General features: G+C 43.8%; 17 protein-coding genes. 8 read left to right on the top strand and 9 right to left on the bottom strand.

The genetic code is table 11. The annotated features are described in order from the left end of the window. Positions 1–9: 9 nt before the first annotated feature. Positions 10–516: a disulfide bond formation protein B gene (locus tag KDW99_RS03110; protein ID WP_255827866.1), complete on the bottom strand. Its 507-nt coding sequence runs from the start codon at positions 514–516 to the stop codon at positions 10–12. Positions 517–668: 152 nt separating this feature from the next. Here KDW99_RS03110 and KDW99_RS03105 point away from each other — a divergent pair, with 152 nt between their 5' ends. Then, entirely contained in the window at positions 669–1,091 is a 423-nt protein-coding gene (locus KDW99_RS03105) for a flagellar basal body-associated FliL family protein (RefSeq protein WP_255827865.1), read from the top strand. 369 nt (positions 1,092–1,460) lie between these two features. On the opposite strand, the gene KDW99_RS03100 is transcribed toward KDW99_RS03105, so the two are convergent. The 4 genes from KDW99_RS03100 to KDW99_RS03085 form a co-directional block, all read right to left on the bottom strand. After that, on the bottom strand, positions 1,461–1,745 hold the full coding sequence (locus KDW99_RS03100; RefSeq protein ID WP_255827864.1) for an oxidative damage protection protein: 285 nt from the start codon (positions 1,743–1,745) through the stop codon (positions 1,461–1,463). A gap of 131 nt (positions 1,746–1,876) precedes the next feature. Beyond that, a complete protein-coding gene (chrA, locus tag KDW99_RS03095) occupies positions 1,877–3,088 on the bottom strand; it encodes a chromate efflux transporter (protein ID WP_255827863.1) in 1,212 nt (403 codons plus the stop codon). A 21-nt stretch (positions 3,089–3,109) separates the two neighbouring features. Beyond that, complete coding sequence (mutY, locus tag KDW99_RS03090; RefSeq protein WP_255827862.1) at positions 3,110–4,159, bottom strand: A/G-specific adenine glycosylase; 1,050 nt, start codon at positions 4,157–4,159, stop codon at positions 3,110–3,112. Positions 4,160–4,213: 54 nt separating this feature from the next. After that, a complete protein-coding gene (locus tag KDW99_RS03085; protein WP_255827861.1) occupies positions 4,214–6,604 on the bottom strand; it encodes an AsmA family protein in 2,391 nt (796 codons plus the stop codon). A gap of 399 nt (positions 6,605–7,003) precedes the next feature. Between KDW99_RS03085 and hisB the strand changes: the two genes are divergently transcribed. The 4 genes from hisB to gshA all read left to right on the top strand — a co-directional run bounded on the left by hisB (position 7,004) and on the right by gshA (position 10,929). Next, on the top strand, positions 7,004–7,597 hold the full coding sequence (gene hisB, locus KDW99_RS03080; protein WP_113917351.1) for an imidazoleglycerol-phosphate dehydratase HisB: 594 nt from the start codon (positions 7,004–7,006) through the stop codon (positions 7,595–7,597). 27 nt (positions 7,598–7,624) lie between these two features. After that, positions 7,625–8,287 (top strand): imidazole glycerol phosphate synthase subunit HisH, encoded by a 663-nt coding sequence (hisH, locus tag KDW99_RS03075; RefSeq protein WP_255827860.1) that lies wholly within the window; start codon positions 7,625–7,627, stop codon positions 8,285–8,287. A 58-nt stretch (positions 8,288–8,345) separates the two neighbouring features. Beyond that, complete coding sequence (gene hisF, locus KDW99_RS03070) at positions 8,346–9,119, top strand: imidazole glycerol phosphate synthase subunit HisF (protein ID WP_255827859.1); 774 nt, start codon at positions 8,346–8,348, stop codon at positions 9,117–9,119. Positions 9,120–9,336: 217 nt separating this feature from the next. After that, positions 9,337–10,929 (top strand): glutamate--cysteine ligase, encoded by a 1,593-nt coding sequence (gene gshA, locus KDW99_RS03065; RefSeq protein ID WP_255827858.1) that lies wholly within the window; start codon positions 9,337–9,339, stop codon positions 10,927–10,929. 69 nt (positions 10,930–10,998) lie between these two features. On the opposite strand, the gene KDW99_RS03060 is transcribed toward gshA, so the two are convergent. The 3 genes from KDW99_RS03060 to KDW99_RS03050 all read right to left on the bottom strand — a co-directional run bounded on the left by KDW99_RS03060 (position 10,999) and on the right by KDW99_RS03050 (position 13,764). Next, positions 10,999–11,778 carry an SHOCT domain-containing protein gene (locus KDW99_RS03060; RefSeq protein WP_255827857.1) on the bottom strand — a complete coding sequence of 260 codons (780 nt, stop codon included), beginning with the start codon at positions 11,776–11,778 and terminating at the stop codon, positions 10,999–11,001. A gap of 300 nt (positions 11,779–12,078) precedes the next feature. Continuing rightward, entirely contained in the window at positions 12,079–12,942 is an 864-nt protein-coding gene (yghU, locus tag KDW99_RS03055) for a glutathione-dependent disulfide-bond oxidoreductase (RefSeq protein ID WP_255827856.1), read from the bottom strand. 45 nt (positions 12,943–12,987) lie between these two features. Then, positions 12,988–13,764 (bottom strand): ferredoxin--NADP reductase, encoded by a 777-nt coding sequence (locus tag KDW99_RS03050; RefSeq protein ID WP_255827855.1) that lies wholly within the window; start codon positions 13,762–13,764, stop codon positions 12,988–12,990. Positions 13,765–14,047: 283 nt separating this feature from the next. On the opposite strand from KDW99_RS03050, the gene msrA reads away from it, so the two are divergent. The 3 genes from msrA (at position 14,048) to KDW99_RS03035 (ending at position 15,837) form a co-directional block, all read left to right on the top strand. Next, complete coding sequence (msrA, locus tag KDW99_RS03045) at positions 14,048–14,674, top strand: peptide-methionine (S)-S-oxide reductase MsrA (RefSeq protein ID WP_255827854.1); 627 nt, start codon at positions 14,048–14,050, stop codon at positions 14,672–14,674. A 294-nt stretch (positions 14,675–14,968) separates the two neighbouring features. Further along, a complete protein-coding gene (locus KDW99_RS03040; protein WP_255827853.1) occupies positions 14,969–15,538 on the top strand; it encodes a porin family protein in 570 nt (189 codons plus the stop codon). 122 nt (positions 15,539–15,660) lie between these two features. After that, on the top strand, positions 15,661–15,837 hold the full coding sequence (locus tag KDW99_RS03035; protein WP_255827852.1) for a hypothetical protein: 177 nt from the start codon (positions 15,661–15,663) through the stop codon (positions 15,835–15,837). 77 nt (positions 15,838–15,914) lie between these two features. Here KDW99_RS03035 and KDW99_RS03030 read toward each other — a convergent pair whose 3' ends face one another. Further along, positions 15,915–16,337 (bottom strand): RrF2 family transcriptional regulator, encoded by a 423-nt coding sequence (locus KDW99_RS03030; protein ID WP_255827851.1) that lies wholly within the window; start codon positions 16,335–16,337, stop codon positions 15,915–15,917. Positions 16,338–16,379: the final 42 nt, after the last annotated feature.

Raw genomic sequence — 16,379 nt, 5'->3', positions numbered from 1 at the left:
CCCCCCTATTTAAAAAGAGGCTTTTTTATTTGCTCGCAATGCAATCACAATATTAATGATGGCCATACCAACAAACGCAACCAGAGTCCAACCAGGAATACTAAGACCCAAAAACGTCCAAACTACATCGCCACACTCACCGGTTCCCATCACCATAGCTTGCATAATTTCTTGCCATGGAAAAACCTCAAACATGTAACTTAACCCTGGTAAGCAGGCAGGCAGCTCGTCCATTGGTAAGCTTTGTAGATACAAATGACGAATCGCTAACGCGGCACCAGCGAAAGACAAAACAACCACGATCCAAGCAAATACTTTTCGCGCTTTTTCACTCCCCGTTAAAGCAGAAACCAACGACACCACACCAACACAGAAAAACACGATACGTTGCAACATACATAACGGACAAGGCTCTAAGCCCATCTGATATTCCATATAAAATGCCACTGCCAAAAGAGCAAAAGCCGCAAACGCAACCAAACCATGAAAACGACGAGCAGATAAAAACGCGAACATATAAAAAGATTCCTAAACTTGCTAATGGGACATTTTTAATCGAATACTATTATTACGACAACAGAGAAACAGTAAAGTGCTAAATTACTGCTGACAGATAGCTTTAATGCCAGTTAGTATACTGGCTATTGGAATGAAAACGAGAACCTAACATGTCATTGATGATATCCCTGCGCAACAAATCACGCTTATTTGCCTTAGTATTACTCTGTGCGCTAACGAGTATAACAAGCCATGCCGAAGACGAAGCCGCCGCAACCGCGGCTTATATCGAGTTAAAGCCTAATTTTGTCGTGAATCACCTTGGGAGCGACGGCCAACTTAAATACATTAAAACCAGTATCAGTATTCGCACCGACACCAATTCTAAAGACTTAATCGAAGCCAATATGCCATTGGTCAGAGACGCTATCGTGATGTTCCTTAGTTCTCGAACCACAGAACAAGTTACTGGCGCGATTGCCCGCGAAAAAACCCGTGAAGAAGCGGCTATTGCAGTAAACGACGCCCTGCAAGAAGAAACTAACCTTTCACCTGTTAAAGACATCTTGTTTGCCAGCTTTGTCACCCAGTAAATGACATTGCGCTCGTACTAAAAAATACAGCCGACCAATAAAAATGCCCCTTGCTAAATCGTTAGCAAGGGGCATTTTTTTACAATCCGCTATTATTTAAAGCCTAGGGAAGGTGCGAACAAGCCCTCTTGTCTCAGCATGTGGATAAAAGCCTGTTATTCGAGGCGAGTACCGAATGTGAATAGTGGTTCTATTTTCGAGGTGCTCAACAAAGAATACAGGCTTTTAGAGCATGCCCTGCGGGTCTTTCAGAGAAAACGCCACATGTCGTTGCGACTCTTTGAAAGGTACCTACATTCCTTCAGAGTCGCGCCTTATTTGACGATTTCTCTGAAAGACTGAGGCTTAGTAGACTTATTCGCACCTTCCCTAGAGTTCTTTAATCTCATCAGGATCAACATATCCCGCCAGCTTATCCGTTGCTTCATTATTGAAAAACTTTTCCATCTGCTCCATTACATATTTGCGAGATTCTGGTTGCATCAAGTTCAGTTGTTTTTCATTAATCATCATGGTCTGAAGTTGCTGCCATTCTTGCCAAGCTTGCTTAGACACATTCTGTAGAATCTCTTGGCCTTTTGCCCCGGGCAATGGCGCACGATCTAAGGCTTCCATTTCTTTCTGGAATTTCTTACAAAAAACAGTATTCGACATAAGAGTTTCTCGCCATCATCAATGTATAGAGTGAATAATGGCGTTAACACAGCAGAATTCAAGGCATTCTATAAATAAGATCAGAAACGCAATCGTACTAAGCTCCTCCCTCTTGCCTCTTATGGGGAGGCTTAAAGACTTCTCGCCAAGCCAATAGCAACAAACACCAAAATCAAAACAAAAATCGATGGGCGTTTATAGGTTAACCAGGCAAAACCTAACACAGCAATGGCGATGTCCATCCAATCAAGCAAGCTCGATATTCCGATAGGATAGTATAACGCCGCCAGCAATATTCCGACCACAGCCGCATTTAGACTCGCGACCGCTGAGCGAAAGCGATCATAATGAGTCAAGCGCTGCCAAACAGCTTGAGCACTTAGCATCAACAATAGCCCCGACAAAAATACCGCTAAGGTTGCCACGCCTGCCCATAGTAAAATATTGCCGCCGTCGGGAGTGACTGCTGCGCCTAAAAAGCTGGCCATGGTAAACATGGGCCCGGGGACCGCTTGAGCCGCGGCATAACCTAACAATAAATTAGATTCATCAATAACCGCTGATGCAGGCTCTACAAAAGAATCAGGCGTCAATGCGAAAGTCGACAACATCGGCAGCACCACATGCCCACCACCGAAGACTAAAGCGCCCGCGCGGTAAAAATCGGCAAACAAACCACTCAATCCGCCACTTACCAGAAAGCTAGCAAAGAAAATTGCCATGGCAATCAAAAAGAAACACCAAGCAAAACGCACCTTAGGCAAAGCTTCTGAAGCAGTAGGAACCAGAGGCGGTCTTGCTAGAAAACCAAAACAGATGGCAACAAACAACACCATCAAATTAGCAAAACCGGAAGGAGACAACACAATAAATGCCGCACTGAATACTGCCAGACAAGCCATTGTCTTGCTCTGACAAAAAGACCGCCACATACTGACACAAGCATCAGCCACTATGACTACCGCCAAAAGCTTTAAAGCATGAACGACGCCATCAAAAAACACATTCCCCTGCCAGTGATTACCAAACTGCGCCAACAACACCATGATCACAAAAGACGGCAAGGTAAAAGCCACAAAGGCCGCTATCGCACCAAATAAGCCAGCGCGATGATAGCCCAAGGCAAAACCAACCTGACTTGAACCCGGCCCAGGTACGATTTGACTCAGCGCCACCCATTGAGTGTATTGCGCCTCACTCGCCCATTTTTTTCGCTGAACAAAGGTCTGATTAAAATAACCGAGATGAGCGGCAGGCCCACCAAAGCTGGTAAAACCTAATAAGAGGAAAGAGACAAAAACCTCTGCTACGCGTTTAAAGTATGAGAGGTTTTTGTCTGTCATAGTACGAAGATTCCGAATTAGTTAGTCAATTTGTTCCAAGATACTTCTGACAGGAGCAGGCAACCCTTGGGTCATGGCATCCTGTTGGCTGAACCATTGATATTTATCGCCATCCATTACCAACTTTGTATCGGCTATTTGAATTTGGCTAGGTGAAATATCCAGATGATAATGACTAAAAGTATGTCTAAAAGATGACAAGGGTGTGACAGCAGCAACTTGTGTCGCAAATCGTTGTTCAATATGAAGCACTACCGATTCATCTGGCGCAAGTTCGGGCAGACTCCACAATCCGCCCCAAATTCCCGTAGAAGGACGCTTCTCTAATAACCACTGCCCTTGCTGATTGGTCAACACCAGTAACTGAATGCTCTTTTCTGGCTTAGCGGCTTTTTTCGGTTTGCGGATAGGAAATTGTGTTGGATCTTGAGTAAGGCGCGCTTGGCAATCGCTTTGCAGCGGACAAATCAAGCATTGTGGTTTAGAACGAGTACAAAGCGTCGCTCCTAGATCCATCATAGCTTGCGTGTAATCACCACATCGCTCACTCGGCATATAATGCTCTGCTAACTCCCACATGGCATTTTCTGTTTTCTTCTCACCCGGCCAAGTGGGCACAGCATGGAAGCGCGCCAAAACACGCTTTACATTGCCATCTAAAATCGCTGCTTGTACACCACGTGCAATAGACAAAATGGCGGCGGCCGTTGAACGGCCAATGCCAGGCAACTCACATACACCTTCAACCGTTTGTGGGAATTCACTGTCAAACTCTTCCACCAGCATTTTGGCCGCTTTATGCATATTACGCGCCCGAGCGTAGTAGCCTAAGCCACTCCAGTGAGCGAGCACCTCATCTTGTTCAGCATCCGCCAAAGCCTCAACCGTTGGAAAAGATGTCATAAATTTATGGTAATAATGGATAACTGTGGTCACTTGCGTTTGCTGCAACATGATTTCAGAAATCCATACTCGATACGGTGTTTTATTCTCTTGCCAAGGCAAACTTTTACGCCCGTGCTCATCAAACCACGCTAAAACACGGGGCGCAAAATTTTCAACTGGTTGCATTTATCTCTCACGTTTACGGCGTTTTAATCTATCTACTTTTCAATCAGGCAATAATTAAAACAAGTTCTTTAGTTTTTCTTTTAGCTTCTCTTTTGCTCTTTCTTCTTCCGCCTTGCGCTTTTCTTCAAGTTCGGCTTTCAAACGAGCTTTTTCTGCATCAATTTTGGCTTTTGCTTCTGCTTCTTTTTCTTTTAAACGGGCTTTTTCAGCATCTCGTTTCGCGTCTACCTCAGCTTTTAAACGGGCTTTTTCAGCATCAACTTTGGCTTTTAGTTCTGCTTCTTTTTCTTTCAGACGGACTTTCTCTTTTTGCAATTTTCTGTTCAGTTCAGCTTTAGCTAAATCGGAGAACAAGGCACCGAACCCCTTTATGTCAGGACGACATAAACCCGCAGGATCGTCGCTAAATTTACCTTTACACACAATAGGAAATGCAAGCTGAACGATTTTTTCATTGACGCGACACGCTTTATCTAATGAACTCCCTGAAAGAGCAACATTGGCCTGATAGTCCAAAGAAGAGCCTGGAAGAGACACAACACCGTCACCAGTCACCTGAATACCCGCAGAACTTATTTCCAATCCTGGCGTCGATACTTGACCATTGATGATATAGGCAGGAAAACGCATGGTTTCAAACGGTGTATCTGGGCCGAATTGCTCGTCGTTGAGTTTGTCTTTATTGACCGCAGCAATGCCTTCACATACTGTCTTCGTTAAATTCGTTCCAACCAAGGCGCCATTTTTAATCTCTACCAATAGATCCCCTTGTAAAGAAGACATAAGGGTATCAATACTATTTCCCTTAGCGCTCAACTCACCATTTAAAAAGGTTGCACCGGCAACTTTATCCATATCCATAAAATCGATCAGCAAAGGCTGTATTTGAACACCATCGATTGCAGGAGAAACATTGAAAACTGGTGTTATACCTCGTACATCCAAACTCGCTTTTGATGACACAGTACCTTTATACAAAGATGCTCTCAGCGGTGAGACTTTTACCAAGCCATTTGCTTGGGTTGAATCCAATTCAATTTTGTCTATTTTTAACTTCTTCATGGTGAGATTTTCAAATACAACGCCGACATGACCATTTAACGAACGAATCAAGTCGATTGGGATGAGTGTGCCTGCATCAAGATCATTTTGTGATGATGAGTCTTTTATTTCATTAGAAGTGGACACCGTACCTGATATGACATCCTCTAAATCAGCACCGTCTTCACTATTTTCAACTGGTGTAGGCAAGTAACGGTCAAGGTCTAAGTTTTTACCCGCCACACTAACATCCCAACGCAAGGGCGATAAATCCACCACAGCATTGGCTTCGATACTGGTATCGTCCATCACGATTGAAATCGGCTGTGCGGTAATAGAATCTAAACTGCCTTCTAACGTGATATTAGCACGCGCTTTGGTCAGTGCGGTTTCATCCGACATATCTGGAAGTGGTAGTTTTAAACGTGTCATCAGGTAGCGTGGATTAAACTCTCCGATGGTTAACACTGCAGAAAACTGAGGATCGCTCAACACTTGATAAGCTTGAACTTTGGCATCGACGTTGACACCCAAAACACTTAGTGACAGCCCTTCCGCCAATACGTTCTCTTGCGGTAAATCAACATCCACATTGGCCGCACTGAGTTTTGCGCTGATTGGGCTGGCTGGTAATAAATCACTTTCAATATCAGCAGACAACACCAAAGAATCTAACGATAAAAATTCACGTTCTGGGAAAACCGCAAGATTCGCATTTAAAGTGGCTTTCGCCTTTACGGGTGATTTTCCCTGCAAATCACTCTGCGTCACAGCGATATCCATCGCCATTGGCCACGCTTTATCCCATTGAACGTCATTTAACCGGACGTTTAAGGTCGCATTTATCAACTGCTTAGTTTGCTCATCACGGTATTGAACTTGCGCGTTTTCAATACGCAATTCATCGAGCTGAATATCAGGCAATTTGATTTTTTCAGCACTGTTATTCGCGGCATTGGAATCGGCACTAGCGCTTGTTGATGGTGACACAGAGCTTGCTACTGAAGAGTTGTCCGGTAAATCTAGCTGCCAATTACCTTGGCCTTGGGCGTTTTTATTTAAGCTGGCTTTTAGGTTCACCAAATTTACTTTATCCACCTGAATTTTTTGTTCAAGCAAAGGCAAAATAGCCAAACCAAACTCGGCGCGATCGAATTGTAAAATTTCGGGATCTGAGCCAACAGAAACACCTATGTCTTCTAACCCCAACCCCAGCCAAGGAAAAAACGACCAACTGATGTCACCGTCCAAACGTAAATTAACATTGGCTTTTTCTAGCGCAACGCTTTTTAGTTCGTCTTTAAAGTCATTTGGATTCACAAACAACATGACGTACGCCAACAAAAGAGCAACAACAGCTAATAAACCAGCCACCAACAGTAAAAGTCGCTTTATCCAAACCATGACACACTCCTTAATAAATTACTCTTACCAGCCTCCCTCTTAGCAGGGGGAGGAGCTAAGTTCGTTTTTTTGTTCCTTACCCTTATCTTTAAGGGGAAGGTGTAGGATGGGGTTGTTAACTTTATTAACCCCCTCCCAACCTCCCCCTTAGCAGGGGGAGGAGCTAAGTTCGTTTTTTTGCTCCTTCTCCTCATCTTCAAGGGAAGGAATAAAATATCGCCATATCATAGCACTCGAAGTAAACGTTTATCGACGCAATAGCGACAACTCATCAAAAAACACACAGACAAACCATAGAAGCCAAAGAGTGCACGTTCTATAATGGGCAAATTATGTCATGCTCTTATTATACAAACACGTGACGACCACTCGTCACCATCACTGTGGAGAACTCAATCAATGTCCGATCGCATTGCCAGTGTCGAGCGTAATACGCTTGAAACTCAGATCAAGGTATCGATTAACTTAGACGGTACCGGTAAATTCAACTGCATCACAGGTGTTCCTTTCCTTGACCATATGCTTGAACAAGTAGCACGTCACGGCCTAATTGACCTAGACATCCATGCGGTTGGCGATCTTCACATTGACGCTCACCACACCGTTGAAGATTTGGGTATCACGCTAGGACAAGCTTTTGAGATTGCCGTTGGCGATAAAAAAGGCATCAAACGTTATGGCCATGCTTATGTTCCATTAGACGAAGCCTTGTCTCGCGTAGTGATTGATTTCTCTGGTCGTCCAGGGTTAGAAATGCACGTGCCTTTTACTCGTGGCTCTGTCGGTGGTTTTGACGTAGATTTATTCTCAGAGTTTTTCCATGGCTTTATCAACCACGCCAAAGTCACGCTGCACCTAGACAATCTTCGTGGTAAGAACACTCACCACCAAGCGGAAACCATTTTCAAAGCATTTGGCCGTGCATTACGTATGGCATTAGAAGCTGACGAACGTATGGCAGGGCAAATGCCTTCCACTAAAGGTTCTTTGTAAAGTTCTCTTGGAATGAGTAGTAAGAGTATGAGTGAGATGAAAAAATCTACCGTCGCAGTAATAGACTATGGCATGGGTAACCTTCACTCGGTTGCCAAAGCCCTTGAACACGTGGCGGATGAAAACACTTCAGTGATTGTCACCAGTGACCCTGCGGTGATTGATGCCGCTGATCGCGTGTTGCTACCTGGTGTTGGCGCGATTCGCGATTGTATTGGTGAAATGCACAATGCTGGACTGGTTCCTAGCATACATAAAGCCATGGCAGAAAAACCTTTTCTTGCCATTTGTGTCGGCATTCAGTCGTTGATGTCTCACAGTGAAGAAAATGGCGGCGTCGATTGCTTGAACCATTTCCAAGGCAACGCTCTGTTCTTTGGTGAAAAACACACAGATCATGACGGCAGCAAACTTAAAGTACCGCACATGGGCTGGAATCAGGTGCAGCACACTATTAACCACCCTCTTTGGGCGGATATTGCAGACAACGCTCGCTTTTACTTTGTACACAGCTTTTATGTGGTGCCAGAAAACAAAAGCGAAGTCGCGGGTACCTGTGACTATGGTTTGGAATTCTGTGTGGCGCTCGCTCGCGACAATGTTTTTGCAGTGCAGTTTCACCCAGAAAAAAGCCACAAAGACGGCCTTCAGCTTTATAAGAACTTCCTTCACTGGGATGGCAAGCCATAACCGCATGCCTTATAAGTTTGTTTAGATAGAAGCATATTAGATTCTAGGAGCGCCATTTATGGGCTTAGCAAAACGTATTATTCCTTGCCTTGATGTGGACAATGGCCGCGTTGTAAAAGGCGTCCAGTTCGTTGATATTCGTGACGCAGGCGATCCTGTTGAAGTAGCAAAGCGCTACAACGAGCAAGGCGCGGATGAGATTACTTTTCTAGATATCACCGCCAGCTCAGACGATCGTGAGACAACCGTTCATATGGTCGAAGCCATTGCCAGCCAAGTATTCATTCCTTTGACTGTTGGTGGCGGCATTCGTACCTGCGAAGACATTCGTCGCATGCTAAACGCTGGCGCTGATAAAGTCGGCATTAATACCGCTGCGGTATTCAACCCTGAATTTGTCCGTGAAGCAGCTCAGCGCTTCGGCTCTCAATGCATTGTTGTTGCTATCGATGCCAAAAAAGTCAGCGCTGAAGGTGAAACAGACAAATGGGAAATATTCACCCATGGTGGCCGCAAACCGACAGGTTTGGATGCGGTTGAGTGGGCAAAGAAAATGGTCGAATACGGCGCAGGGGAAATCCTGCTAACTAGTATGGATCGAGACGGCACGAAAAATGGTTTCGACCTAGGCGTGACGCGCGCTATCAGTGAAGCGGTTCATGTGCCTGTTATCGCCTCTGGCGGTGTGGGTAATTTGGATCATCTGGTCGATGGCGTGATTGAAGGCAAAGCGGATGCGGTATTGGCCGCCAGTATTTTCCATTTTGCTGAATACAGCATTCACGAAGCCAAACAACGTATGATCGATGCTGGCATCGAAATGCGTCTGTAACCCACCCCTATAGCGATAATTGTCAACCTAAAGGCCGCCCTACAGCTAAATAAGTTAAATGTAGGTCGGTCTTTGGCATGGCAAATTGCTTTTATCTATTATATTCAGGAAGTCAGCATTTTTTGTGCACAAGGCATCTGTTGCTTGCCGCGAATAAGCTCTGCCGAGTACAATCCTTAAAATTTAATTTTGCCTTATTTAATAGAAGGAAGACTTCTTGACCACCTTAACCGATGCCTTGCAAGCGTTGGCAACTCATTGCCAACAAGCCGCGACGACTTCTGCTTTAACATTTCATCGTGGTGTGGAACGAGAAGCACTCCGAGTTGATCGTACTGAAGGTCATATTTCACATAAGCCCCACCCAAAAACATTGGGTTCGGCCATGACACACAGTTCTATCACAACGGATTATTCCGAATCTTTGATGGAGTTTATTACTGGCGTTCATCCAAGCGTTGAAGGCGTTATTAAAGAGCTGGAAGACATTCATAACTTGGTTAACCACGAACTCTACAAACAAGATGAATGTTTATGGCCGGCCAGTATGCCTTGTTATTTAGCGGGTAATGAAGACGTTCCTATCGCGTATTATGGCGAATCCAACACTGGCAAACTAAAACGCGTTTACCGCGAAGGCTTGTCTAATCGTTATGGACGCATCATGCAGTGCATCGCTGGCATGCATTATAACTTCTCTTTCGATAAAGACTTCTGGTCTTTCTTGGAAAGCTACAAAGGCAAAACCAACCTTTCAGACACTGATAAACAAGCATTTCAATCAGACAGCTATTTTGCTTTGATCCGAAATTTCCGTCGTAGCTCTTGGATGTTGTCTTTATTATTTGGCGCATCTCCAGCCATCGATGAAAGCTTTTTACCAAAAAAGCCAGATAGCCTGAGTACACTTGAGAAGAATACCTGGTTTGGCCCAAAAGCCACTTCACTGCGTATGAGTGACCTTGGCTACCAAAACAAAGCTCAAGCCGATTTATATGTTTGTTACAACGAAGTTGAAACCTACATCAGCACGGTCAGAAAAGCCCTGCAGACGCCTTACCAGCGCTATCAAGACATTGGTGTAAAAGTCGATGGTCAATATCGTCAGCTTAACAGCAATTTATTGCAGATCGAAAATGAGTATTACAGCGATATTCGCCCAAAACGTGTAACACAACCAGGCGAGCATCCAAGTGCCGCCTTGCATGCTAGAGGTGTTGAATACATCGAAGTTCGCATCATGGATCTCGATCCAAGCTCTTCTATCGGCATGCAATCGTCAACGCTATATTTTATCGATGTATTTTTGCTTTACTGCATGCTACGTGGCGATGAACGACTAGGCAGCGCGGAATGCAACCAACTCCGTCAGATGCAGCAAGAAATTGCTTCTCATGGCCGTGATTTAGACATGAGCTTTGATTTTGGCCAAGGCCCAACCAAGCTACGTACGAAAGCAGAAGACATGTTAAATTCACTGGCTGAAGTAGCAGAATTTTTATCCGCCAAAACGGGCAACCCGGCTTACCAGCAAGCTGTAGAAGTCCAACGAGAAAAATTAAGCAATGAAGCCTTGCTTCCTTCTGCTCAGCTATTAGAGCGCAGCAAGATCCAACAAGGTTATCAGAATGCTATGTTGGCACTGTCAAAAGAACAACAAACAGAATGGATGTCTCGTCCTCTATCTGATGAACTTACTCGTGAGTTTATGGAAAAAGCTGAGCGCTCTTTACGTGATCAAGAAGCCATTGAAGCGGCAGACGAAGTGGACTTTGACACTTTCCTCACCGCGTATTTAACACCACAGTAAATCAAAGTTTTAAAACTGATAGACACAAAAAAGTCTTATCCGAGGCTTTCTTTGTGTCTACCCATCCTCTCAAATACGATTGAGCAAGTCCGTTTTCTTTGAATTGTATTCGTTATCCGAAATAGCGCCCATGTCGCGGAGCTTTGCCAGCTTTTCAATCAACTGAATCACTTCATCGACTGATGCCGTATTACTCAAGTTCTGAGGTGTTTGCACCTCAGGAGTTGTCGTATAGGCCATTTGCGCAGGCGGAGCGACAAAGTTGTTCTGTGATGCTTGATTGTTTGTATTTGAATTAGCGGAACCCGCGCCAGAAACAATCGGCAATGTATTCACCGCAATCGTGCCGTACTGGCTGGAAAAAGTCAGTGAAGAATTACCACCCTGCTGCTGGCTTATGCCACCAATATTATTGTCTAACGTATCGTATACAGTGACATTACCATTCACTTCAACCGCCAGGCGATTCGGAAAAATAGCGTAGCGTGTACTGTTTTGTGCACCGCTGCTAAAAGGCTGTCCAAGATCACCAGGCCACCATTGATTACTGGATGTTGAACCTTTTGGTAATGGCATAAAAACCTGCATATTAGCAAGACCGTTAGCCAACTCATTACACAAATTGTCCACTGTCGATTTCAAACCATAGTTAAACATATCACCGACCATGGTCATGCCACCGCGCATCCACTGACCGCCACCGCCCAGTTCAGGGCAATTAAATTGCGCCATGGAACCATTGCCATTGTTGACGGCTATCAGCATGTGAACCACAGCATCGAAACTTAGGTTGTAACGACGGGAAAGGGAGTTAACTAGGTTTTGTCCATCTTGCGTTAAATTTTGCATGGTAAAGCTCTCTAAATGAGACGTAGAGCTGTTCTCTTTTATCTAGCCATTGCAAAATTAGGCAAACATCGCCTAGTACATGGACACAAACAAAGAGTAGGTTGCAGCATCATGCTGGCCAACAGGTTTCGTAGAACACCACTCTAACACATGCATGCCTTACAAAATGGTGACAAGCCACCGAATAGGTGCAAATAACTGTTTATTTTTCAAACAACCATTTTTTATTACCAATAAAAAAGGAATAAGCCAGTAAATGGCTTATTCCTTCATAAAAACGCACGATTCCAACGCTATAGCTTACTTAATAAGACCATCGAAATCTGATGCGTCATGGCGTTCTTGAAGCTGTGCTCCGTCGCCAAAAGACTTATTAACAATGCGTCCACGCTGAACAGCTGGACGTTGCTCGATTGATTTCGCCCAACGCAGCACGTTTTTGTAGCTAGTCACGTCTAAAAACTCGGCCGCATCGTACAAATTGCCCAAAACTAAATTGCCATACCAAGGCCAAATCGCGATATCCGCGATTGAGTATTCTTCGCCCGCCATGTAAGTATTATTGGCTAATTGCTTATCCAACACATCCAACTGACGCTTGGTTTCCATCGTAAAGCGATCGATCGGGTATTGCATTTTAATCGGCGCATACGCATAAAAATGACCAAAACCACCGCCTAGATACGGAGCAGAGCCCATTTGCCAGAACAACCAGTTGCGGCATTCTGTTTTTGCCGCTAGGTCTTTTGGCACCAAAGCATCAAACTTTTCCGCTAAATATTGCAGGATAGAACCAGACTCAAATACACGAGTCGGTGGCGTCGTACTGTGATCCATCAAGGCAGGGATTTTTGAGTTAGGATTGATTTCAACAAAGCCTGAACCAAATTGATCACCTTCGCCGATGTTAATCAAATAAGCATCGTATTCAGCAGCACTGATTCCTAGAGCCAATAGCTCTTCCAGCATGATAGTGACTTTTTGGCCATTTGGTGTCGCTAAAGAATGAAGCTGGAGTGAATGCTTACCGACTGGCAACACTTTTTCGTGCGTTGCACCCGCTATTGGACGGTTGGTGCTGGCAAATTTACCACCGTTTTCGGCATCCCATTGCCAGACTTTTGGAGGAACGTAATCTTGATTCGATGTGGTATCAGAACTCATAACATCTCCTAAAATGATTTATCAGCAAGAGAATCACTCTCGCAATTAATGTTCAACAAAAGCTCGCTCGATAACATAATCCCCTGGCACACCAATCTTTGGTGATTCTGTAAAACCAAGTTCATCAAGCAAGGTTGATGTGTCTTTAAGCATACTTGGGCTACCACAAATCATGACTCGATCATTCAATGGGTTCAACTGAGGCAAGGCAATATCTTCTGCTAGCTTACCACTGCGAATCAAATCTGTCAGACGTCCCTGATTACGAAACGCTTCACGAGTCACGGTTGGGTAATAAATTAATTTGTCTCTTACTTGCTCACCAAAGAATTCATTTTCAGGTAATTCTTTTTCAATAAAGTCAGCATATGCCAATTCACTTACATGGCGAACACCGTGAATCAATACAATTTTTTCGTACTGCTCGTAGGCATCAAAATCTTGGATAACACTTAAAAAAGGCGCTAAACCTGTGCCAGTAGACAACAAATACAAGTGTTTACCTGGATGTAAATCACGAGTTACCAAGGTGCCAGTTGGTTTGCGGCTAACCAAAACATCATCACCCACTTTTAAATGCTGTAAGCGTGAAGTCAGTGGTCCATTAGGTACTTTTATACTAAAAAACTCTAAATGCTCTTCGTAGTTAGGGCTAGCTATACTGTAAGCACGCATCAAAGGGCGAGTTTCCGTTTCCAAGCCAATCATCACAAATTGACCGTTATCAAAACGTAAGCTCGGATTACGTGTGACTTTAAAGCTGAAGAGATTTTCATCCCAATGGTGAACGCTTAATACACGCTCAGTAACAAATGCACTCATGACCCCTCCAATTAAATAATCTGATTACATTGCATGCTACAGCACATTCTTATATTCATTTAATTGATATTTCAAATGACTTTAATACGCTAAGCATATATAGATAATAATATGCTTATTATGTCATCCAAATGGACAGCAAATACGTTAGGAAGTAGGAAGGTAAAATTCATTGTAAGAAAAGCGTTCTGCTGTACGTCAAAGATTCAGCAGCATAAGAAAGACTTTATTGCTAACCGCGTCATCGAACAGACGCGCTCACACGATAATAAGGACAAACGACATGAAAACTCGACATTTATTCAGTAACACCTTTGGGTTACTGCTACTTAGTGGAGCGGCCGCTTTTAGCAGCTTATCCCAAGCAGCCCCGCAAACAATGATAGTCGCTGGCGGCTGTTTCTGGTGTGTAGAATCTGATTTCGAATTAGTCCAAGGCGTCAGCGATGTTGTCTCTGGTTACATAGGAGGCCACACCGAAAACCCAACTTATAAACAAGTCTCCTCCGGAAAGACAGGTCATTTTGAAGCCGTAATGATCAATTTTGATGATGATGTGGTCTCACTAAAAGCATTAGCAGATTATTACTGGAAAACCATCGACCCAACCGATGCCGCAGGCCAATTTTGTGACAAAGGCTCACCCTACAAGACAGCGATGTTTTACCAAGACGACCAACAAAAAGTCGTTTTCGAAGCTTCTCTCGCTAAAGTTAATAAAACAAAGCCCTTTAAAGACGATATCGTGACTGAGATTCTACCTGCTAAAACCTTTTACCCTGCAGAGGAGTACCATCAGAGTTACTACACAAAGAACCCAATTCGCTACGCTTACTATCGCGCAAGCTGTGGTCGTAACAGTCGTATTGAAGATTTATGGGGCGAAGTCGCTAGTAAAAAATACCATTAACATAAATGCAAAGAGCTCTCTCTGTTCTAGACTGAGCTCTTTCATCTTCCCTCACTTTCTTTGCTATCTATCTCATCCATCTATTCCTGCATGCTCACCAATCGATTACGACCTGTTCAAAATCCATTCTGCCTTTTCGTACTATCAACAAAGCGTTTTTAACCTACGTTAAGCGCATAGAAATTGAAGCAAATAGGTAAGTAGCGCCGAAATCCTAGCCTTTCCGCCGTTCATACAGCACATTAATAACGCAACTCACGAAGTTCTAACAAAGTAACTAAAAGGAGTTATATAATGAAAAAGTTTATCCCAGTAATCGCAGGTAGCATCGCTTTAGCTTCTCTAAGTGGCGTAGTAAAAGCAGAAGATATGTCAGAAAACAACAGCGGTCTTTATGTTGGTGGTAACTATGGTTACCTTAAAGTAGAAAGTGATGACGACTTCGACGACAACAACGATGTAGTACAAGGTATTGTCGGTTATCGATTTAATTCCTTCCTAGCATTGGAAGGTAGCTACATTGATTTTGGTAAATATGGCGGCAGTGCAGCTAGCGCATCTACAACGGGTTATACCGCCGCCCTAAAAGGCACCTTGCCGATTACTCAAACGACTGAATTGTTTGTTAAAGCAGGTCAACTATGGCACGAAACTGATTACAACGTTGCCTCAATAAAAGGCAGCTCAGACGATAGAAGTTTATTCGCTGGCGCCGGTATCAACTTTAACGTAACAGAGAACTTACTGTTAAATGCACAATACACTTGGTACGACGTCGACCTAAACGCGGACAACGTCAGCTCTGATTCTAAATTCGAAACAGACTTCAACCAAGCCAGCGTTGGTGCCGAATACCGTTTCTAACATTCATGTTTCCCTTGAGTGAAAGACTTAGCCTGTTTGGCTAAGTCTTTTTTGTTTAAAGAAATCAAACACCTTAAAACTGCCTCTTTTATACACAAACCTTCGAACAGCTCGATCTCTTCTTGCATGACTTAAGCTCCGAATACAACGATGGCGATTGGGTAGAACATTGCACAGCATTAACAGAATCTGCTGCAGGGGAAATGAGCCTGATGCACTGGTCAGAAAACCCAAGAGTCTTAGCGACAGAGCCAAAAGAAGAAGATTGGGGATTATCGCCAGTACCTGCTCGAAGTTAGTGGTAAAGGAATAAAAGGAGCAGTCATTTTTGCTATTCCCGCGAAAGCGGGAAACCATTGCTGTTTTCTAAAAGGACTCATTCGATAAACGATTCCAATAGATCGAGTAGGTTTTTTCCTTCCAAATGCTTCATAAGCACACCTTCCATCTCTCCCAAGACATGATCAAATACGCAATGAATGTTAGAGCCTATGGGGCAACCTTCATAACCCATTCCTCTACTAAGCATGAGCTTTGAACTGAAAGAAGCCTCGTATATCTCCCTCAGTGATACATCTTTCGCATCTTTTGCTAGAGCCACACCTCCACTCTTCCCCCTATAAGTTTTGATTAAGCCTGCTTCATTCAGCGGAACCAGTAGCTGGCGAATCAGTGTGGGGTTACTTTTCGTGCTAGTAGCCAAGTCACTTGATGACACCAACTTTTCTGGATTTCGACGAGACCTATATGCAAGCGCCAACATAATATGTAGCGACGTTGAAAACCTGTAATCAACCATTAGCCATGACTCTCATAATTCATTTAAATGTTATTTTAATAA

Origin of the sequence: Marinomonas rhizomae (genome assembly GCF_024397855.1) — a bacterium.
In the GTDB taxonomy this organism is placed as follows: domain Bacteria; phylum Pseudomonadota; class Gammaproteobacteria; order Pseudomonadales; family Marinomonadaceae; genus Marinomonas; species Marinomonas rhizomae_A.
Note: the sequence above shows the minus strand (reverse complement) of the source record. Positions and strands in the feature narration are given on the sequence as shown.

Bases quoted from the DNA above. Each gene is read 5' to 3' on its own strand.
- KDW99_RS03030 (WP_255827851.1), bottom strand. From the start codon at position 16,337: ATGGTTGATTACAGGTTTTCAACGTCGCTACATATTATGTTGGCGCTT.
- hisB (WP_113917351.1), top strand. From the start codon at position 7,004: ATGTCCGATCGCATTGCCAGTGTCGAGCGTAATACGCTTGAAACTCAG.
- KDW99_RS03105 (WP_255827865.1), top strand. From the start codon at position 669: ATGTCATTGATGATATCCCTGCGCAACAAATCACGCTTATTTGCCTTA.
- KDW99_RS03040 (WP_255827853.1), top strand. From the start codon at position 14,969: ATGAAAAAGTTTATCCCAGTAATCGCAGGTAGCATCGCTTTAGCTTCT.
- mutY (WP_255827862.1), bottom strand. From the start codon at position 4,159: ATGCAACCAGTTGAAAATTTTGCGCCCCGTGTTTTAGCGTGGTTTGAT.
- yghU (WP_255827856.1), bottom strand. From the start codon at position 12,942: ATGAGTTCTGATACCACATCGAATCAAGATTACGTTCCTCCAAAAGTC.
- hisF (WP_255827859.1), top strand. From the start codon at position 8,346: ATGGGCTTAGCAAAACGTATTATTCCTTGCCTTGATGTGGACAATGGC.
- KDW99_RS03100 (WP_255827864.1), bottom strand. From the start codon at position 1,745: ATGTCGAATACTGTTTTTTGTAAGAAATTCCAGAAAGAAATGGAAGCC.
- msrA (WP_255827854.1), top strand. From the start codon at position 14,048: ATGAAAACTCGACATTTATTCAGTAACACCTTTGGGTTACTGCTACTT.
- chrA (WP_255827863.1), bottom strand. From the start codon at position 3,088: ATGACAGACAAAAACCTCTCATACTTTAAACGCGTAGCAGAGGTTTTT.
- KDW99_RS03060 (WP_255827857.1), bottom strand. From the start codon at position 11,778: ATGCAAAATTTAACGCAAGATGGACAAAACCTAGTTAACTCCCTTTCC.
- hisH (WP_255827860.1), top strand. From the start codon at position 7,625: ATGAGTGAGATGAAAAAATCTACCGTCGCAGTAATAGACTATGGCATG.
- KDW99_RS03110 (WP_255827866.1), bottom strand. From the start codon at position 516: ATGTTCGCGTTTTTATCTGCTCGTCGTTTTCATGGTTTGGTTGCGTTT.
- KDW99_RS03050 (WP_255827855.1), bottom strand. From the start codon at position 13,764: ATGAGTGCATTTGTTACTGAGCGTGTATTAAGCGTTCACCATTGGGAT.
- KDW99_RS03085 (WP_255827861.1), bottom strand. From the start codon at position 6,604: ATGGTTTGGATAAAGCGACTTTTACTGTTGGTGGCTGGTTTATTAGCT.